Here is a 16,489-nt window from a genome sequence, read left to right as displayed (position 1 = left end):
GGCTGCGCGGCCTGCGCAGCCGCCACCGCGCGGTCGAGATCGGCTTGGGTGCCCAGGCGAACGTGGGCCTGGACGTCGCCGGTATTCGGATCGAAAACGTCGCTCTCGCGCGACGTGCCGCCGCCCTCCGGACCCGCGATGAAATGGTCGATGATGCGCATGGTTACTCCTCGTTGATGCGAGCGGCGCAGCCCTAGAGGGTCTGCCCGTCGTCGATCGTGAAGACCGATCCCGTCACCTGGCGGCTGCGATCGGAAGCGAGGTACAGGATCATCGGATCGAGCGCGTCGTCGTCCATCACGCGCTGCCGCGGGAAGCCGGCGAGCAAGGATTGCCCTGCCGGCGCATCCCAGATCGCTTCGTTCATCTCGGTCGCCACATAGCCCGGGCAGACGATGTTGACGTTGATCCCCTTCATCGCCCAGTCGCGCGCCAGCGAGCGGCCCATCTGCGCCACCGCGGCCTTGGTGGCGCTGTACGGCGCGATGCCGGCCGCCGGTTGATGCGCCGTGATCGACGAGATGATGACGATCCGGCCGTGCCAGCGCTCCGCGGAACCGGCGGCGATCATCCGCCGTGCACCTTCGCGCACGGTGAGGAACACGCCACGCAGATTGACCGCGACCATGCGATCGAACGCGTCCGCCGCGAGTCCCAGCGCGCTGCCCGCGACGTTAAGGCCGGCATTGGCGATCACGGTATCGACCGGCCCGAAGCGCGCGGCGGCGGCATCATAGGCCGCGATGATCGAGGCCTCGTCGGCGACATCGAGCGCGACGGGCAACGCTTCGCCGCCCGCCACCACGATTTCCTCGGCGAGCGCCTCCAGCAATTCGACACGACGCGCGCCGATGACGACCCTCGCCCCGCTCGCCGCGAGGACCAGCGCGAACCGCCGTCCCAAGCCGGACGAGGCACCCGTGACCAGGGCTACACGCCCGTCGAGATCGAAGGAAAAACCGGTCATCATTCCCCTTTCGACGGTGGGCGGCGGGCGTGCTCAGCCGCGTCCGAGCGCCGCGGCGGCACGAGCGGCCATGGCACGCTTGTCGAGCTTGCCGGTCGCGCCCACAGCCATTGCGTCGACGAACAGCAGGTGCTCGGGCCATTTCTTGCGCGAGAGGCCCTGGGCGACGAGGTGCGCGATCATCATGTCGAACGCGATCGGCGCCGCGCCCCGGCGCACCCGGCAGACCGCGCAGGCCTGCTCCCCGAGCTTGCGGTCGGGAACGCCGACCACGGCGACCTCGGCGATCGCCGGATGCCGCAGCAAAGCGGCCTCGATCTCGGCGGGATCGATGTTGAAGCCGCCGCGGATGATCTGGTCCTTGATCCGCCCGACCACCGTCACGAACCCCGCCTCGTCGCGCACGATCTCGTCGCCCGTCAGGTAAAAGCCGTCGGCGGTCATCCGCTCCTGCCCGGCGCCGAGCCCTTCGGCATAGCCGAGGAACAGCGACGGGCCGCGGACCCCGGCCTGGCCCCGCCTGCCGCGCGGCAGCGCGACGCCGTCCGGGCCGAATGCCTCTTCCTCAGTGCCTGGAAACGGTATGCCATCCGTGGCCTGCCGTATGGACAAGGGGTCGGACGGCCGCGTCGAGCAATGGCCCATGCATTCGGACATGCCGAACATCCGGAGCGCCTTCAGCCCCAGCAGCGTCTCCGCATCGGCGATCAGCTCGGCGGTCATCGCGCTGCCGCCGACGGCCGCCGCCCTGAGTGGCAGCCGGCCGGACCAGGCGCTGGTGCGCGCCGCCTCCAATATGGTGAAGAGATGCGTCGGCACCATGATCGCCCAGCCGCAGCGATGATCGACCGCGCGGGCCATCGCCGCGACCGGGTCCCAAGGATCGACGAGCACCAGCGCGCGCCCCTGCGACAGTGCGAAATGCGCCGTGAAGGTGAAGCCGGGCGCGCTGTCGAGCGGGACGATGGCGAGGATCGAATCCGCATCCTCGAGCCCGGCGATCGCGGCGCAGGTTCGGGTGGCATGATTGAGCGCCTCGGCGCCGTGGATCACGCCTTTGGGCACTCCGGTCGACCCCGAGGTGAATCCGATGAGCACGGCCTCCCGGTCACGTGGATCGCCGGAACGGGACCCCTGCCCCGCGCCTATGATCGCCGCGCCCCCCTGGGCATCCGCAACCACGCGCGCGACATGGCCCAGGCGATCCTCGAGCACGCGAAGCTCCGCTTCGGCCAGCTTCGGCGAATAGGGGCAGAAGACCGCCTCGCAGGCCGAAACGGCGAGCGCGACCACGATCGTCCCCGCATGCTTGGCGCCGGCGACGAGCACCCGGGTCCCGGGCGCGACCCCGGCCGCCTCCAGTCGTACGGCACAGGCCGACGCAAGTGCGCGAAGCTCCCCGCGCGTCCAGCGCCGGTCGTCGCAGTCGATCAGCGCGGTCGCGTCCGGATCCGCCTCGGCCAGCGCCGCGAATTGCGGCCACAGTCGCGCATCGGTCCAGGTCACCCCGTCGGCATGGTGGCTAGCCAAGCGACTGCCCTCCGTCGACGAGGAAGGTCTGGCCGGTGATGAAGCTACCCGCATCCGACGCCAGCAATGCGAGCGTCCCGCTAACCTCCTCGGGTCGGCCGAAGCGGCCCAGCAGGATCCTGGCGCGCGTCTTCTCCTGGATCGCGGGATCGAGCGTCTCGGTCATCCCGGTCTCGATCGACCCCGGCGCGATCGCGTTGACGCGGATGCCGTGCTCGGCCCATTGCGCGGCAAGGTCGCTGGTCAGGTGGACGATCGCCGCCTTGCTGGTCGTATAGGGCACCACCTGCCCGTCCGCCGGGCGATAGGAGATGAACGCGCCGACCGAAGCGATGTTGACGATCGCCCCGCCGCCCTGCGCGATCATGTGGCGCGCGGCGTGACGGCACGCGAGGAAGGTGCCGGTCACGTTGACCTCCATCACCTTGCGCCAGCCCTTGACGGGGATGTCCTGCGGCAGTCCCCACCAGGATGCACCGGCATTGTTGACGAGGATGTCGAGCCCGCCGAGCCTCGCCACCGTATCGGCGACCACGGCCTCGACCGATTCCTCGTCGGATATGTCGCAGGCCAGCCCGATCGCGGGCACGCCGAACCGTTCGGCCAGGCCCGAGGCGATCGCCGCGCATTCGTCGCCGTTCCGCGAGGCGAGCGCGACCGCGCAGCCGAGATCGGCCAGCGTCGCCGCCATCGCCTCGGCCAGCGCGCCGCGCCCGCCGGTGATGAGGGCGCGCTTCCCGTCGAGGCGGAAGCCCGCGGTCGCGAAGCCGGGCGAAAGCTCAGCCATTCCCGCCTCCCGCCAGCAGGTCCACCTCCTCGGTGACCAGGATGATGCGGCGCCCGCCCATGCCCTTGGTCTGCGCGGTCGCCGCCGCCCATTCGGGTGAAGCGAAGGCCGCATCGAGTGCCGCCTGGTCGGCGAAGGTCAGCACGGCATGCCCGTCCCAGCCCGGCACCTCGGGACTGTCATAGTCCTTGGTGACCGCGCCGTGGCGATAGGCGATCAGCCCGGGCAGGCGCTTCGCCGCATCGGCATGCGGCCCGCGCCACCACTCGGTGAAGCGCGCCTGCGTCCAGTCGCCGGGGCGGCTGGCGAGCACGACCAGGCTGACCGCCATCGCCTTACTTGCCCATCCAGACCGGCTGGCGCTTCTCGAGGAACGCCGCGACGCCTTCCTTGGCGTCCGCCGAATGGTGGACGACGTTGCAGGTCATCGTCTCGAGCGTGATCAGCGAATTGGTGTCGGCGTCCAGGCCGCGATTGACCGCCATCTTGGTCATCCACATGCAGAAGGGGCTCTTGTCGATCAGCGGCGCGCAGAAATCCTGGATCAGCTGTTCGAGCTCGTCGCTGGGCGCCGATGCGTTGCACAGGCCCCATTCGACGCATTCGTCGCCCGAAAGCAGCTTGCCGGTCAGCATCAGCTCCTTCGCTTTGCGCATGCCGATATAGCGCGGCAGACGGTAGATCGGACCGGCGCCGCCGAACAGCGCGCGACGGATGTGGAAATCGCCGATCTTCGCGTCCGATGCCGCGATCCCGAAGTCGCAGGAGATGAACAGCTCGAACCCGCCGGCAACGGCATAGCCCTCGACGCAGGCGATGGTCGGCTTCTTCATGTTGTAGATCTTGTCGTAGGTGCGGGCCGAATCGATGGCCAGCTGGAGCGACGTGCTGGTCTCATGCAGCACCGGACCGACAAGCTGCCCGAGATCCGCCCCGGCGCAGAAGGTATTGCCGCGGCCGCGAAACACCACCGCCAGCGCCTTATCGTCCTCGGCCGCGCGATCGACTGCCGCTTCGAGGTCGCGAAGAAGCTGCGGGCTGACGCAGTTCTTCACATGCGGACGGTTGAGCCAGATCGTGCAGATGCCGTTGTCGGCGAGCTCGTACTGGATGACGTCCTTTTCGGGTTCCATGCCCTGTCTCCTTGATTGATCGGTTAGTCTTTCGGTGTCGCGTCGGGCGGCGCCAGCAGCGCGCCCACTCCCATCCAGGCGGCGATCCCGGCGGCCGGAACGGCGCACAGCACCGCCTCGGCGATCTCCTCGTCGGTCGCGCCGGCCATGCGGGCGCCGCGGACATGCGTGGCGGCCATCGGGCTGTAGCCCGCCGCGAGGATCGCCAGCAGCAGCAGCTCGCCATGCTTGGGCGACAAGGGGTTCGCGTCGATGCTGCCGCGGCGCATCAGATAATAGGCGTCCGCCGCCGCCGGGTTCAGCCGCATCAGCTGGGCGAGCGGCACGGGAATCGTGCCGAAATAGGCAGTGAAATTGGCCTCCGCCTCGCCCGGCTCAGCGGCCAGCGGTTCCTGCGGCGCCGGCGCGGCAAGGTCGGCGAAGCTGGCGGCGATCACCTCGGCGAATTCGAGCGCCGCGCCTTCGCCACGCAGGCTGCTGAGGACGATGAGACCCGCGGTCGCGTCGCGCACGGTGAGGCCCAGTGCCACGCCGCGGGCGAGCTCACGCCGCGCCAGATCGGGATAGCGGCGATCGATCGCCGCGACCGACGCGAACAGCGCCTTCAATCGCGCCGGCACTGCGCCATCGGTGTCGATCACCGCGCGAAAGCCGGCATATCCCGCGAGCGTATAGGGGGCGTGGCCGCGCAGCAGCGTCACCTCGCCCAATGGCCCGATTTGCTCTGTTGTCGTCATCGACCTCTCCGCCTTTCAATTTGTCGACCGACTGGTCGGGCGTCAACCACACAGAGCCTGACCAATTTGACAGCCGACCGGTCGGTCGAATAACGATATACACTCGACCGACCGGACGAACGAATCCGGCGGCACCAAGATGGAGAGCGTCGGCACCATGGCTTTCGAGCAGTCGCCACGATCACGCGAATGGTTGGAGCGGGTGCGCGCCTTCATGGACGAGCATATCGTTCCCGCCGTCCCCGTCTACCATCGTGAGCTGGCGGAGATTGATCGCTGGCGCGAGATCCCGCCGGTCTTCGAAGCGCTGAAGAGCAGAGCACGCGCCGAAGGGCTGTGGAACTTCTTCATGCCCTCGTCGGAACATGACGACGCGTATTTCACCAGCCCGGGGCTCACCAACCTCGAATATGCCCCGATCGCCGAACTGATGGGCCGCATCTCGTTCGCGAGCGAAGTGTTCAACTGCATGGCGCCCGACACCGGCAATTTCGAGGTGCTTCACCGCTACGGCACGCCCGCGCAGAAGGAGCGTTTCCTGGTGCCGCTGCGCGACGGCCTGACCCGCTCGGCCTTCCTGATGACCGAGCCTGCCGTCGCCTCGTCCGATGCGCGCAACATCCAGACCGAGATCCGGCGCGACGGCGGCGATTACGTCATCAACGGCCGCAAATGGTGGTCGTCGGGCGCGGGCCATCCGAAGTGCGACTTCTTCGTGGTGATGGGAAAGACCGATCCGGACGCGCCCGCCTATAACCAGCAGTCGATGATCCTGATCCCGCGCGACACGCCGGGAATCACGCTGGTGCGCCACCTTCCGGTGTTCGGATATGATCACGCGCCGCACGGCCATTTCGAAGTGCTGCTCGAGGAGGTACGCGTGCCCGCCGAGAACATGCTGCTCGGCGAAGGCCGCGGGTTCGAGATCGCGCAGGGCCGGCTGGGGCCGGGCCGCATCCATCACACCATGCGCAACATCGCTACGATGGAGGTGGCGCTCGAGAAGATGTGCCGCCGCCTGATCGAGCGGCGCGCCTTCGGCAAGACGATCGCGGAGCATTCGGTGTGGGAGCAACGGATCGCTCGCGCGCGCTGCGAGATCGAGATGGCCCGCCTGCTCTGCCTCAAGGCGGCGCACATGATGGACACCGTCGGCAACAAGGCGGCGCGCGCCGAGATCGCGATGATCAAGATCGCCGCCCCGAAGATGGCACAACAGATCGTCGACGACGCGATCCAGGCGCATGGCGGCGGCGGGGTGTCGGACGATTTCGGGCTCGCCGAGCTCTGGGCGAACACCCGGATCGTCCGGCTGACCGACGGCCCCGACGAGGTCCATGAGCGCCAGCTCGCCCGCATGGAGCTCGACAAATACCGGATGGAGGCCGCGGCATGAGCGCCGCTCCCGCCGCGATGATCGGCCAGACCGAAGCGGTCGCGCCCGGCACCCAGTTCGACGAGGATCGGCTGGCCGGCTACCTCGGTGGCGTCATCCCGGGAATGACGGGCGGCATCGCGCTCCACCAGTTCCAGGGCGGGCAGTCCAACCCGACCTTCCTGCTCGAGACCAATGCCGGCAAGCTGGTGCTGCGGCGCAAGCCAGCGGGCGTGCTGCTCGCCTCGGCGCACGCGGTCGACCGCGAATACCGGATCACGCGCGCGCTGTTCGAGGCCGGGCTCCCCGTCCCCGAACCGCTTGTTCTGTGCGAGGATACCGACGTCATCGGCACGATGTTCTACGTGATGCGACACGTGCCCGGGCGCGCCTTCTGGGACCCGCGGATGCCGGACCTCTCGCGTGAGGACCGGGCGGCGGTCTACGATTCCGCCAACGCCACGCTGGCCGAACTGCACCGCGTGGACTTCGCGGCGCTCGGCCTCGCCGACTATGGCCGTCCGGGCAATTACTTCGCGCGGCAGATCGCGCGCTGGTCGCGCCAGTACGATGCGTCGCGCACGCGCGATATTCCGGAGATGGACCGGCTGATCGCCTGGCTGCCGGATGCGATCCCCGAAATGGGCGAGCGCTCGACGATCATCCATGGCGATTATTCGTTCCACAATCTGCTGATCCACCCGACCGAGCCGCGCGTCGCCGCGGTGATCGATTGGGAGCTCTCGACGCTCGGCGATCCGCTCGGCGACCTTACCTACCATATGATGGAATGGACCCGGCCCGAGGGCGTCGATCTGCGCGGCACGCTGATGGGCAAGGATCTCGCGGCGCTCGGCATTCCCAGCGCTGGCGACTATGCGCGCGCCTATCGCGATCGCACTGGGTTCGACGTCGACCCCACCCACCCCTTTTACACAGCGTTCAACCTGTTCCGCGTCGCGGCGATCCTGCAGGGGATCGCCGGGCGCGCCGCGGGCGGCGTGCAGACCGCCGCGAACGCGAACGAAGTCATCCAGCGCATCGAACCGCTCGCCAAGGCGGCATGGCGGTCGGCACGGGAGGCAGGTGCAGCGTAACCAACGACACGCGACATGGCGCAAAAGCCAGGCGCAAGGGAGAGGCCAGATGAGGAAAGGCACATTCTGTTGGAGCGGCGCATGCAGCGCGCTCGCAATCGCACTTTCGATGCCCGCCGCCGCGCAGGAGCAAACGGCTCAGGCACCGGAGCAGGAAACCCAGGCGCCGGCCGCGGCGGCCGCACCGGCGCAGGAGGCAGGCGCGCCCGACACCGCGGCCACCGGCAACGAAATCGTCGTCACTGCGCGCCGGCGCGCGGAGCGTCTCCAGGACGTGCCCGTCGCCGCATCGGTCGTGAGCGAGGCGCAGATTCGGCAATATGACCTTACATCGGTCGCCAATATCCGCCTCGCCGCACCCGAGATCACGCTCGATCGCGGCTTCACCGGCTCGGCCACGTCGATCTCGCTTCGCGGCGTCAGTTCGTCGGCGATCGACGCCGGCGTCGAGCAATCGGTGCTGCTCGATTTCGACGGCATGGCGATCAGCCGCGGCCGCATCCTCAACGATGCGCTGTTCGACATCGAGAGCCTGACCGTGCTCAAGGGCCCGCAGGCGGTGTTCTTCGGCAAGAACTCGCCCGGCGGCGTCGTCTCGGTCCGCTCGGCGGCACCCGGCAACCGCCTGAACGGCTATATCCGCACCGGCTACGAGTTCACGACCGACAACAAGCAGGTGGAAGCCGCGATCGGCGGGCCGATCGGCGACGGCGCGGGTGCCCGCCTCGCGATATTCTGGAGCGACAGCGAGGGCTATATCCGCAACCAGAACAAGGGCGTCCCCGACCTCGTCTTCGGCGCCAATACCGGCAACACCATCCTTCCCCCAGCCCAGTCGCGGCTCGGCGCGGAGAAGAAGATCGCGCTCCGCGGCACGGTGACCTACGAGGCTGGCGCGTTCGACGCCTCGTTCAAGCTCCTCGCCAGCCGCTACGAGGGCCAGGGCCTGCAGAGCTTCAGCGAAGTGATGGGCTGCCCGCCGTCGCGGACCCGGCCAGGCACGGTCGGCGGCCTGATCGATCCCACCGGCGACTGCAAGCTAGACGACCGCTCGTCGCAGGGCTGGGCGGCGCCCGTCATCCTCGCCAACTGGCCCCAGGTCATGCGCAACAACGGCGGCCGCCCCTATTCGCGCAACGATTCCTTCCTGCCAGTGCTGACGCTCAACTATGACGCGGGGTCGATCGCGCTGACCTCGGTAACCGGCTATTACGGCTACGACTATGTCAGCCAGGGCAATGCCGACGCGACTTCCTATGCCTATTTCTGGTCGTACAGCAACGAGCAGAACAGCAGCTTCTACCAGGAGCTGCGCGCGACCTCGTCGTTCGACGGCCCGCTCAACTTCGCGGCCGGCGGGCATTACGAGAACAACCGGCGCACCTTGTACGTAGGCGGCATCAACGGATCGCAACCGCGCGACCCGGCGACCGGCCGCTACCACACCTATGACAACGAACAGCACAACAAGTCGGAAGCCTGGTCGGCGTTCGGTCAGCTCGTCTTCGACATCACGCCCCAGCTCGAGCTGGCCGGCGGCGCGCGCTACACGCGGCAGACGAACACCCTCAACTCCTTCACCACCTATCTCAACCGGGCGGTCACCACCATTTCCCCGGTCGGCCGCAAGATCACCGGCACGAAGACGCAGGACAACATTTCGCCCGAAGCGACGATGACCTGGCGACCCACGAACGGCCTCACGATCTACGGCGCCTACAAGACAGGCTTCCTTGCCGGGGGCTATTCGAACCCGGGCATCCTCAGCGCCATCACCACGATCGACACGCTGAGCTTCGAGGAAGAAACCGTCGACGGCGCCGAGATCGGCATCAAGACCAGCCTGTTCGACAACCGGTTCAACGCGTCGCTCACCGGCTATCGCTACGTCTACAAGGGGCTGCCGCTCACCTCGCTGATCGCGATCAACGCCACGACCATCACCTATGTGACGCAGAACGCCGCCAATACCGAGGTGAAGGGTCTAGAGTTCGAGGCGTCTTGGCGCGGCCCCGCCGGGATCACGCTGCGCGCGACCGCGGCCTATAACGATGCGCGGTTCAAGAGCTTCGAGCGGGCGCAATGCTGGACGGGCCAGACGCTGGCACAGGGCTGCCTCGTCGATCCGGTGACGCGCGGCAGCTACCAGAATTTGACCGGGCGGAGGGTCTATCGCGCGCCCAAATGGATCGCGACGGCGGGCGCGGTCAAGACCTTCGATCTCGGCGACGCCTATGAAGCGACGTTCAACGCCGATGTCCGCTACTCGTCGAGCTATTTCACCGGGGTCAATCTCAATCCCTATTCGTATCAGAAAGGCTATCTGCTGCTGAACGCGGGCGCGAAGCTGACCACGGGCGACGGCTGGTCGCTCGCGCTGATCGGGCGCAACCTGACCAACCGACGCTACGGCACGCTCGGCATCGACAAGCCCGGCGGCGTCGGCGAAGTCTTCACCGTGGCGGGCGAGCCGCGAGCGGTGGTGCTGCAGGCGGAAATGAAGTTCTGACGTGACCATGGACGACGAAAGCGCGATCTCCTGCGACCTCCTCGTCATCGGCGGCGGCATGGCGGGCATGTCCGCCGCCGGCTGGGCGGCCGAGCGCGGGGCGCGCGTGATCGTCGTGGAGAAGGCGTCGGCGCTCGGCGGCTCCGCGGTGCTTTCGGGCGGCGTGTTCTGGACGGGATCGTCGCTCGACAAGACCTTGCTCTACGGCGGCGGCGATCCCGCGCTCGCGCGGGTCGTCTTCGAAACTTATCCCGATGCCGTGGCCTGGCTGCGACACCGCGACGTCCAGATGTCCCCGCGGATCGACGTGCTGCACGGCCAAGGCTACCAGATCGACATCCACGAGCACATCCGGGGATGCGCTGCGCTCGTCGAGCAGCATGGCGGCTTCGTGACCCTGGACACCGAGACCACCGCGCTGCTGCACGACGATGCCGGCGCGGTGATCGGCGCCCATACGCGGCACGCCGATGGCGACGTCACGATCCGCGCCGCCGCCACGGTGCTGGCGACGGGCGGCTACCAGGCCTCGCCCGAGCTGCGTGCGCGTTATATCCACCCGCAGGCCGAGAAGATGCTGCTGCGCTCCAATCCGGTCAGCAACGGCGCCGGGATCCGGCTCGGGCAGCAAGCCGGCGGCGAAGTCGCGGGCACCAACCCGGGCTTCTACGGCCATCTCGTGAGCGAGCCGCGCGTCTGGGACGACGAGCGGCTCTACGTCGCCCTGTCGCAATATCACAGCGACCATGCGCTGCTCATCAACGAGGCGGGCCAGCGCTTCTGCGACGAGAGCTATGGCGACCACGCCAACACCCAGGAGACGGTCCGCCAACCGGGCGCGCGCGCTCTCTGCTTCTGGGATTCGCGGGCGCATGCCGCCTATGCCACGGTGCCCGTCGTCTCGGTCGGCGTCCCGCTCGACAAGATGCAGACCGCGCTGGACAATGGCGGCAAGGGGATCGTCGCGGAGACGCTGGGCGAAGTCGTTGCCTTCGCCGACGCGCAGGGTTTCGACGGCACCGCCACCCGCGCGACGATCGAGGGTTTCAACCAGGCCGCGCGCCATGGCTGGGAGCGGATGATGTCGCCGCGAACCGAGGACTTCGCCGCGCTCGACAAGCCGCCTTTCTACGCGCTGATCGTGCATCCCGCGATCACCTTCACCTTCGGCGGGCTGACGATCGATCCCCAGGCGCGCGTGCTGCGCCCCGACGGCACGCCGGTCCCGGGGCTGTTCGCCGCCGGGAGCGACGCCGGCGGCGCCTTCGGACGCGGCTATGCCGGCGGCCTTGCTCTCGCGATGACCTTCGGCATCACCGCCGCGCGATCGGCCGGCTGGGCATGACGACGATGGCGCCGCTCGACGCCGCGCTGGGCGCCCGGGCAGGGACGCGGCGCTTCGCCCTGTTCGCGCTCTTCCTGGTCTCGGCGTTCAACTATATCGACCGTACGATCGTCTCGCTGCTGCAGATCCCGATCAAGACCGAACTCCAGCTGACCGACGGCCAGCTGGGGGCGCTGACCGGCCTCGCCTTTGCTCTGTTCTACGCGACGCTGTCGCTGCCGATCGCGCGGCTGGCCGATCGGTTCAGCCGGCGCTGGCTCATCGTCCTCTCGCTGGCGGTATGGAGCGCGATGACCGCTTTGTGCGGGCTCGCCACCAGCTTCACGATGCTCGTCCTGTTCCGGATCGGAGTCGCCATCGGCGAGGCGGGAAGCGTGCCGGCCAGCGTCTCGCTGATCGCCGATTATTATCCGCCCCAGCGCCGCGCGACGGCGATGGCGACTTGGGGCCTGGCGCTCCCCGCGGGGCTGATGGCCGGCTATGCCGGCACCGGCTGGCTGGCCGAGGCGCTAGGCTGGCGGCTCGCCTTCGCGGTGGTCGGCGGTGCGGGCCTCCTCCTCGCGCCTCTGGTGCTGGCGATGCTGACCGAACCGCGGCGCGGAAGCTTCGAGATCGGCAGCGCCGCCCTGCCCCCGGCGCCGCCGCTGATCGACGCCCTCGGCATCCTCTGGCGGACGCGCGCCTTCCGCTACGTCGTCATCGCCGGCATGCTCCACGGCTTCTCGCAATATGCGATGATGACATGGAACGCACCGTTCTTCGCGCGCACCCACGGGCTGTCGCTCGGCACGGTGGCGCTGCTCATGGCGCTGCTCAGCGGCGGCGCCGGCGCAGTCGGCATGTTCGCCAGCGGCTGGCTCACCGATCGCCTCGCGGCCCGCGACGCGCGCTGGCGGGTGTGGATCATGGCCGCGGTCGTCGGGCTCACCGTCCCGCTCGCGCTCGTGCAATATCTCACCCGCTCGACTCCGATCGCGATCGGCGCGGCGACGCTCGCGGCGGCGACGATGATCGCCTATTACGGGCCGATCCTGGCGGCGACCCAGTCCGCGACGCCGCCGACGATGCGCGCGTTCGGCAATGCCGTGCTGCTGCTGTGCTTCAACCTGTTCGGGCTCGGGCTCGGTCCCTGGCTCACCGGCCTGCTCAGCGATCTGCTTGTCCCCCAGGCGGGCGACGACGCGCTTCGCTTCGCGCTGGCGATCATGCTGGTGCCGTCGACGCTGGCGGCATTGCTGTTCCTCTACGCCGCGCGCTTCTTCACCCCGGCCGGACAGTTGCGGGAAACCCAGGATGGAGCGGGACGTGATGCGTGAACTCAAGGGCCGGACGGCGGTCATCACCGGAGCGGGCAGCGGCATCGGCGCGGCACTGGCGCGGCGCGCGGCGGCGGAAGGGATGAACGTCGTCCTCGCCGACATCCAGCGCGCCGAGGCAGCCGCGGTTGCAGAGGAGATCGGCACCGATCGCGCGCTCGCCGTGCATTGCGACGTGACCGACGAGGCCAGCGTGACCGCGCTCGCCGACGCCGCTTATGCCCGGTTCGGCGCGGTCGACCTCCTGTGCAACAATGCCGGGATCGTGCCCGGCGGACGGCATCGCCGTGTCTGGGAATATACGCCGGGCGACTGGCACTGGTCGATCGGAGTCAATCTCTACGGCGTCGTCCACGGCCTGCGCGTCTTCGTGCCGCGGATGATCACGCAGGGCACGCCCGCACACATCCTCAACACCGCCTCGGTCGCCGGGATGGTGAGCGGCTCTGGATCGGCATGCTACGGCGCGGCGAAGCATGCCGTCGTCCGCGTCACCGAAGCGCTCTATGCCGGGTTGCGCGAAGAGCAGGCACCGATCGGGGTGACGATGCTCTGCCCGGGGCTGGTCCGCACGCGCATCTATGATGCCGAGCGGCTGCGCCCGGCCGAATATGCCGATGCCGCGCCGCAGGCCGAATCCGCCGAGCTCGATGCGATGCGCGAGGATCTCTATCGCCACGCGACCACTGCGGAGGAAGCCGCCGACATGGCGTTCCGCGGGATCATTGACGACCAGTTCTATGTCTTCACGACGATCGCCTTCGACAATGCGATCGCGGCGCGTGCCGATGCGATCCTCGCGCGCCGCAACCCCGAGTTCGAGAGCATCGTCGAAATGAGCCGCAAGGACGCAGGGCTCCACGCCGGGACGACGGCATGACCCGCTTCGCGGGCCGGTGCGCCGTGGTCACCGGCGCCGCGTCGGGGATCGGGCTCGAGACCGCCCGGCGGTTTGCGGCCGAAGGCGCCCGCGTCGCGCTGGTCGATCGCGATGGGGATGCAGTGTCGCGAGCGTGCGCGGAGCTTGCCGGAGACGGGCATCACGCGATCGTGATGGACGTAACCGACGAAGCCGGCTGGGCCGGCCTCGCCGAGACGATCGACAAGAGCTGGGGCCAGCTCGACATCCTGGTCAACAATGCCGGCACCGCCCCGTTCCGCGCGATCGTCGACACCACGCTCGACCAGTGGCGCGACACGATCGGGGTCAATCTCGATTCGACCTTCCTCGGCACGCGGGCGATGCTGCCGCTGCTCGCCCGGTCGGGTCGGGGCGCCATCGTCAACGTCTCCTCGATCCGCGGCATCATCGGCGGGGTCGACATCTCGGCCTATTGCGCCGCCAAGGGCGGGGTGCGGATGTTCACCAAGGCGACCGCGCTCGAATGCGCCGCGCTCGGCAATGGCGTGCGCGCGAACTCGGTCCATCCCGGGCTGATCGCGACTCCGCTCGCCGCCGCCGCGCTCGCCGATCCCGAAGCCGCCGCGCGGCGCATGGCCGCCTTGCCGCTGGGCCGCGCCGGCGAGCCTGGCGACGTCGCCGCCGCGATCCTCTTCGCCGCAAGCGACGAGGCAGCCTATATGACCGGCGCGGAGCTCGTGATCGACGGCGGAACCATCGCCCAATGAACGATCGGCCGACGAGCGCGGCGTTCCCGCGCCTGTTCAGCCCGCTCGCGATCGGCGGTCACCAACTCCGCAACCGGATCGTGATGCTGCCCCACGGCACCAGCATGGTCGTGCGCGGCGCCCCGACCGACGACGATATCGCTTATTATACGCGTCGCGCGGCCGCGGGGCCGGGACTGATGGTAACCGGCGCCTCGGTGACGTCGCTCGATTCCACGCGCCGGGGGCGCAAGCTGATCGAGACCTTCAACGACGAAGCGCTGCCGATGCTCGCGCGCCGTGCCGCCGCGGTCCGCGCGGAGGGCGCCGCGATCGTCGGGCAGATCGTCCATCTCGGCCGCGAGTCGATCGGCATGGAGAGCGATTGGCCGCTGCTAGCGCCCAGCGCGCTCCGATCGCCGCGCGACCTTCTGGCACCGCGCGAGATGGACGAGACGGACATCCGCCGCGTCGTTGCGGATTTCGCCGCCTGCGCGCGCAACCTCGAGGCGACCGGGCATGACGGCGTCGAGATACACGGCGCGCACGGCTATCTCGTCGGCCAGTTTCTGTCACCCGCGACCAACCACCGCGACGACCGATGGGGCGGCGATCCGGACCGCCGGCTGCGCTTCCTCGTCGAAGTGATCGAGGCGATCCGCGAGGCATGCGGTCGGGATTTCCTCCTGGGCCTGCGGCTCAGCGCGGACGAGGAGATCGCCGATGGCCTCGAACTGCCCGACACCCGGCGGATCGTCGAGGCGCTCGCGGCCCGGCATCCGGTCGACTATCTCAGCGTCACGCTCGGCGCGCGCGGAAGCTATGTCAAGGACGCCACCCAGCCCAAGGCCGGCGCCGCCCGCGCCGCGGCGATCCTGCGTGAGGCATCGGGCCTGGTCACCATCGCCGGCCAGCGTTTCACGTCGCCCGGGCTGGCCGAGGCGGCGCTCGAGTCCGGCCAGGCCGATGCGATCGGCTTCGCCCGCGCCTTCGTCGCCGATGCCCGCTGGGTCGCCAAGGCTGCCGCAGACATGCCCGAGCGCATCCGCCCGTGCATCGGGCTCAACCAGGACTGCCGCGCCTTCGCGCCACACCTCCATTGCGCGGTGAACCCGCGCGCCGGGCGCGAAAGCGATCCGCGGTTCGACGATACCGCATCCGCCTCTAGCCCCAAGACGGTGGCGGTCATCGGCGGCGGACCGGCGGGTCTCGAAGCGGCGCGCACCGCGGCTGCCCGCGGGCACAGGGTCACGCTGTACGAGGCCAGCGACGGCCTTGGCGGACAATTCCTCTATGCGGCGTCGATCCCGGGCCGCGGCGAACTGTCGCGGCTCGTCGACCATCTGCGCGATGAAGCGGTGCAGCTGGGCATCTCGATCCGCCTGCAACATCGCGTCGATAGCCTGGACGATCTCGCCGAGCCGGCGGACGTCGTGATCCTCGCGACCGGCGCCGAACCGCATCCTCTTCCTGCGCATCTCGACAGCCGGACGGCGATCGGCTGGCTCGACATACTGCGCGACGGTGCGCCGGCTCCAGGGGGAAGCGGCCACGCGCTCGTGCAGGACGACGGCACGGGGTTCTGGTGGACCTATGGCGTCGCCAACGCGCTCGCCGATGCCGGGTGGCGCATCACTGTCGCGACTCCCGCCAGCGCGATCGCTGCCGCGATCCCGGCCGAGAGCCTGATGCCGCTGCTGGTCCGGCTCGGCGGCCAGGACACGCAGTTCCGGACGCTGACCACCCTGCTCGACGTTCGCGACGGCGAGGCGCAGCTCGCCGACATCACGAGCGGCGCCGAGAGCGTGCTGGCCTGCGATCTGGTGGTCGTTCAGACCGGACGTCGGTCGATCGATCTCGACGGCGACCGGTTCGCGGGCGTCCGGCTCCACCGTATCGGCGACTGCGTCGCGCCACGCCGCCTCTCCAACGCGCTGTTCGAGGCGCGGCTGGCTGCTGCCGATCTCTGATCAATCGGCCGCGACGATGAGCGTGCCTGCATTCCTTCCCGCGAACAGGTCGACGAAAGCGCGCGGAATCTCTGCGAAGCCGCGGCGCAGGTCGACGCGTACCTTCAGCCCGCCG

At 68.9% G+C, this 16,489-nt stretch carries 14 protein-coding genes and 1 pseudogene; 8 read left to right on the top strand and 7 right to left on the bottom strand.

The window, feature by feature from the left end; genetic code table 11:
• The 7 genes and pseudogenes from MT490_RS02535 to MT490_RS02505 all read right to left on the bottom strand — a co-directional run.
• A pseudogene (locus MT490_RS02535) lies at window positions 1-161 on the bottom strand (methylmalonate-semialdehyde dehydrogenase (CoA acylating)); the annotation flags it as partial.
• Window positions 162-193: 32 nt separating this feature from the next.
• Window positions 194-967, bottom strand: a complete 774-nt coding sequence (locus MT490_RS02530) for an SDR family NAD(P)-dependent oxidoreductase (RefSeq protein WP_297383990.1) — start codon at window positions 965-967, stop codon at window positions 194-196.
• A gap of 33 nt (window positions 968-1,000) precedes the next feature.
• Window positions 1,001-2,497 carry a class I adenylate-forming enzyme family protein gene (locus MT490_RS02525; protein ID WP_297383989.1) on the bottom strand — a complete coding sequence of 499 codons (1,497 nt, stop codon included), beginning with the start codon at window positions 2,495-2,497 and terminating at the stop codon, window positions 1,001-1,003.
• Window positions 2,490-3,284: an SDR family oxidoreductase gene (locus MT490_RS02520; RefSeq protein ID WP_297383987.1), complete on the bottom strand. Its 795-nt coding sequence runs from the start codon at window positions 3,282-3,284 to the stop codon at window positions 2,490-2,492. The genes MT490_RS02525 and MT490_RS02520 overlap by 8 nt, the downstream gene beginning before the upstream one ends.
• A complete protein-coding gene (locus MT490_RS02515; RefSeq protein ID WP_297383985.1) occupies window positions 3,277-3,615 on the bottom strand; it encodes an EthD domain-containing protein in 339 nt (112 codons plus the stop codon). The genes MT490_RS02520 and MT490_RS02515 overlap by 8 nt, the downstream gene beginning before the upstream one ends.
• 4 nt (window positions 3,616-3,619) lie before the next feature.
• Window positions 3,620-4,417: an enoyl-CoA hydratase/isomerase family protein gene (locus MT490_RS02510; protein ID WP_297383983.1), complete on the bottom strand. Its 798-nt coding sequence runs from the start codon at window positions 4,415-4,417 to the stop codon at window positions 3,620-3,622.
• 23 nt (window positions 4,418-4,440) lie between these two features.
• Window positions 4,441-5,154: a carboxymuconolactone decarboxylase family protein gene (locus MT490_RS02505; RefSeq protein ID WP_297383982.1), complete on the bottom strand. Its 714-nt coding sequence runs from the start codon at window positions 5,152-5,154 to the stop codon at window positions 4,441-4,443.
• Between the two features lie 157 nt (window positions 5,155-5,311).
• Here MT490_RS02505 and MT490_RS02500 point away from each other — a divergent pair, with 157 nt between their 5' ends.
• The 8 genes from MT490_RS02500 (at window position 5,312) to MT490_RS02465 (ending at window position 16,374) form a co-directional block, all read left to right on the top strand.
• Complete coding sequence (locus MT490_RS02500) at window positions 5,312-6,550, top strand: acyl-CoA dehydrogenase family protein (RefSeq protein ID WP_297383980.1); 1,239 nt, start codon at window positions 5,312-5,314, stop codon at window positions 6,548-6,550.
• A complete protein-coding gene (locus tag MT490_RS02495; protein WP_297383979.1) occupies window positions 6,547-7,626 on the top strand; it encodes a phosphotransferase family protein in 1,080 nt (359 codons plus the stop codon). Before MT490_RS02500 ends, MT490_RS02495 begins: the two co-directional genes overlap by 4 nt.
• 109 nt (window positions 7,627-7,735) lie before the next feature.
• Window positions 7,736-10,135: a TonB-dependent receptor gene (locus tag MT490_RS02490; RefSeq protein ID WP_297383977.1), complete on the top strand. Its 2,400-nt coding sequence runs from the start codon at window positions 7,736-7,738 to the stop codon at window positions 10,133-10,135.
• Between the two features lie 7 nt (window positions 10,136-10,142).
• The gene (locus tag MT490_RS02485) at window positions 10,143-11,480 is read left to right on the top strand and encodes an FAD-dependent oxidoreductase (RefSeq protein WP_297383991.1); all 1,338 of its coding nucleotides are present in this window, start codon (window positions 10,143-10,145) and stop codon (window positions 11,478-11,480) included.
• Window positions 11,477-12,796, top strand: a complete 1,320-nt coding sequence (locus MT490_RS02480) for an MFS transporter (RefSeq protein ID WP_297383975.1) — start codon at window positions 11,477-11,479, stop codon at window positions 12,794-12,796. The genes MT490_RS02485 and MT490_RS02480 overlap by 4 nt, the downstream gene beginning before the upstream one ends.
• Entirely contained in the window at window positions 12,789-13,676 is an 888-nt protein-coding gene (locus MT490_RS02475; protein ID WP_297383973.1) for an SDR family NAD(P)-dependent oxidoreductase, read from the top strand. The genes MT490_RS02480 and MT490_RS02475 overlap by 8 nt, the downstream gene beginning before the upstream one ends.
• Window positions 13,673-14,425 (top strand): glucose 1-dehydrogenase, encoded by a 753-nt coding sequence (locus MT490_RS02470; protein ID WP_297383972.1) that lies wholly within the window; start codon window positions 13,673-13,675, stop codon window positions 14,423-14,425. The genes MT490_RS02475 and MT490_RS02470 overlap by 4 nt, the downstream gene beginning before the upstream one ends.
• Entirely contained in the window at window positions 14,422-16,374 is a 1,953-nt protein-coding gene (locus tag MT490_RS02465) for an FAD-dependent oxidoreductase (RefSeq protein WP_297383970.1), read from the top strand. The genes MT490_RS02470 and MT490_RS02465 overlap by 4 nt, the downstream gene beginning before the upstream one ends.
• Window positions 16,375-16,489 lie beyond the last annotated feature (115 nt).

Origin of the sequence: Sphingomonas sp., from assembly GCF_026460985.1 — a bacterium.
In the GTDB taxonomy this organism is placed as follows: Bacteria; Pseudomonadota; Alphaproteobacteria; order Sphingomonadales; family Sphingomonadaceae; genus Sphingomonas.
This window is presented reverse-complemented; position numbering and strand designations above follow the sequence as displayed.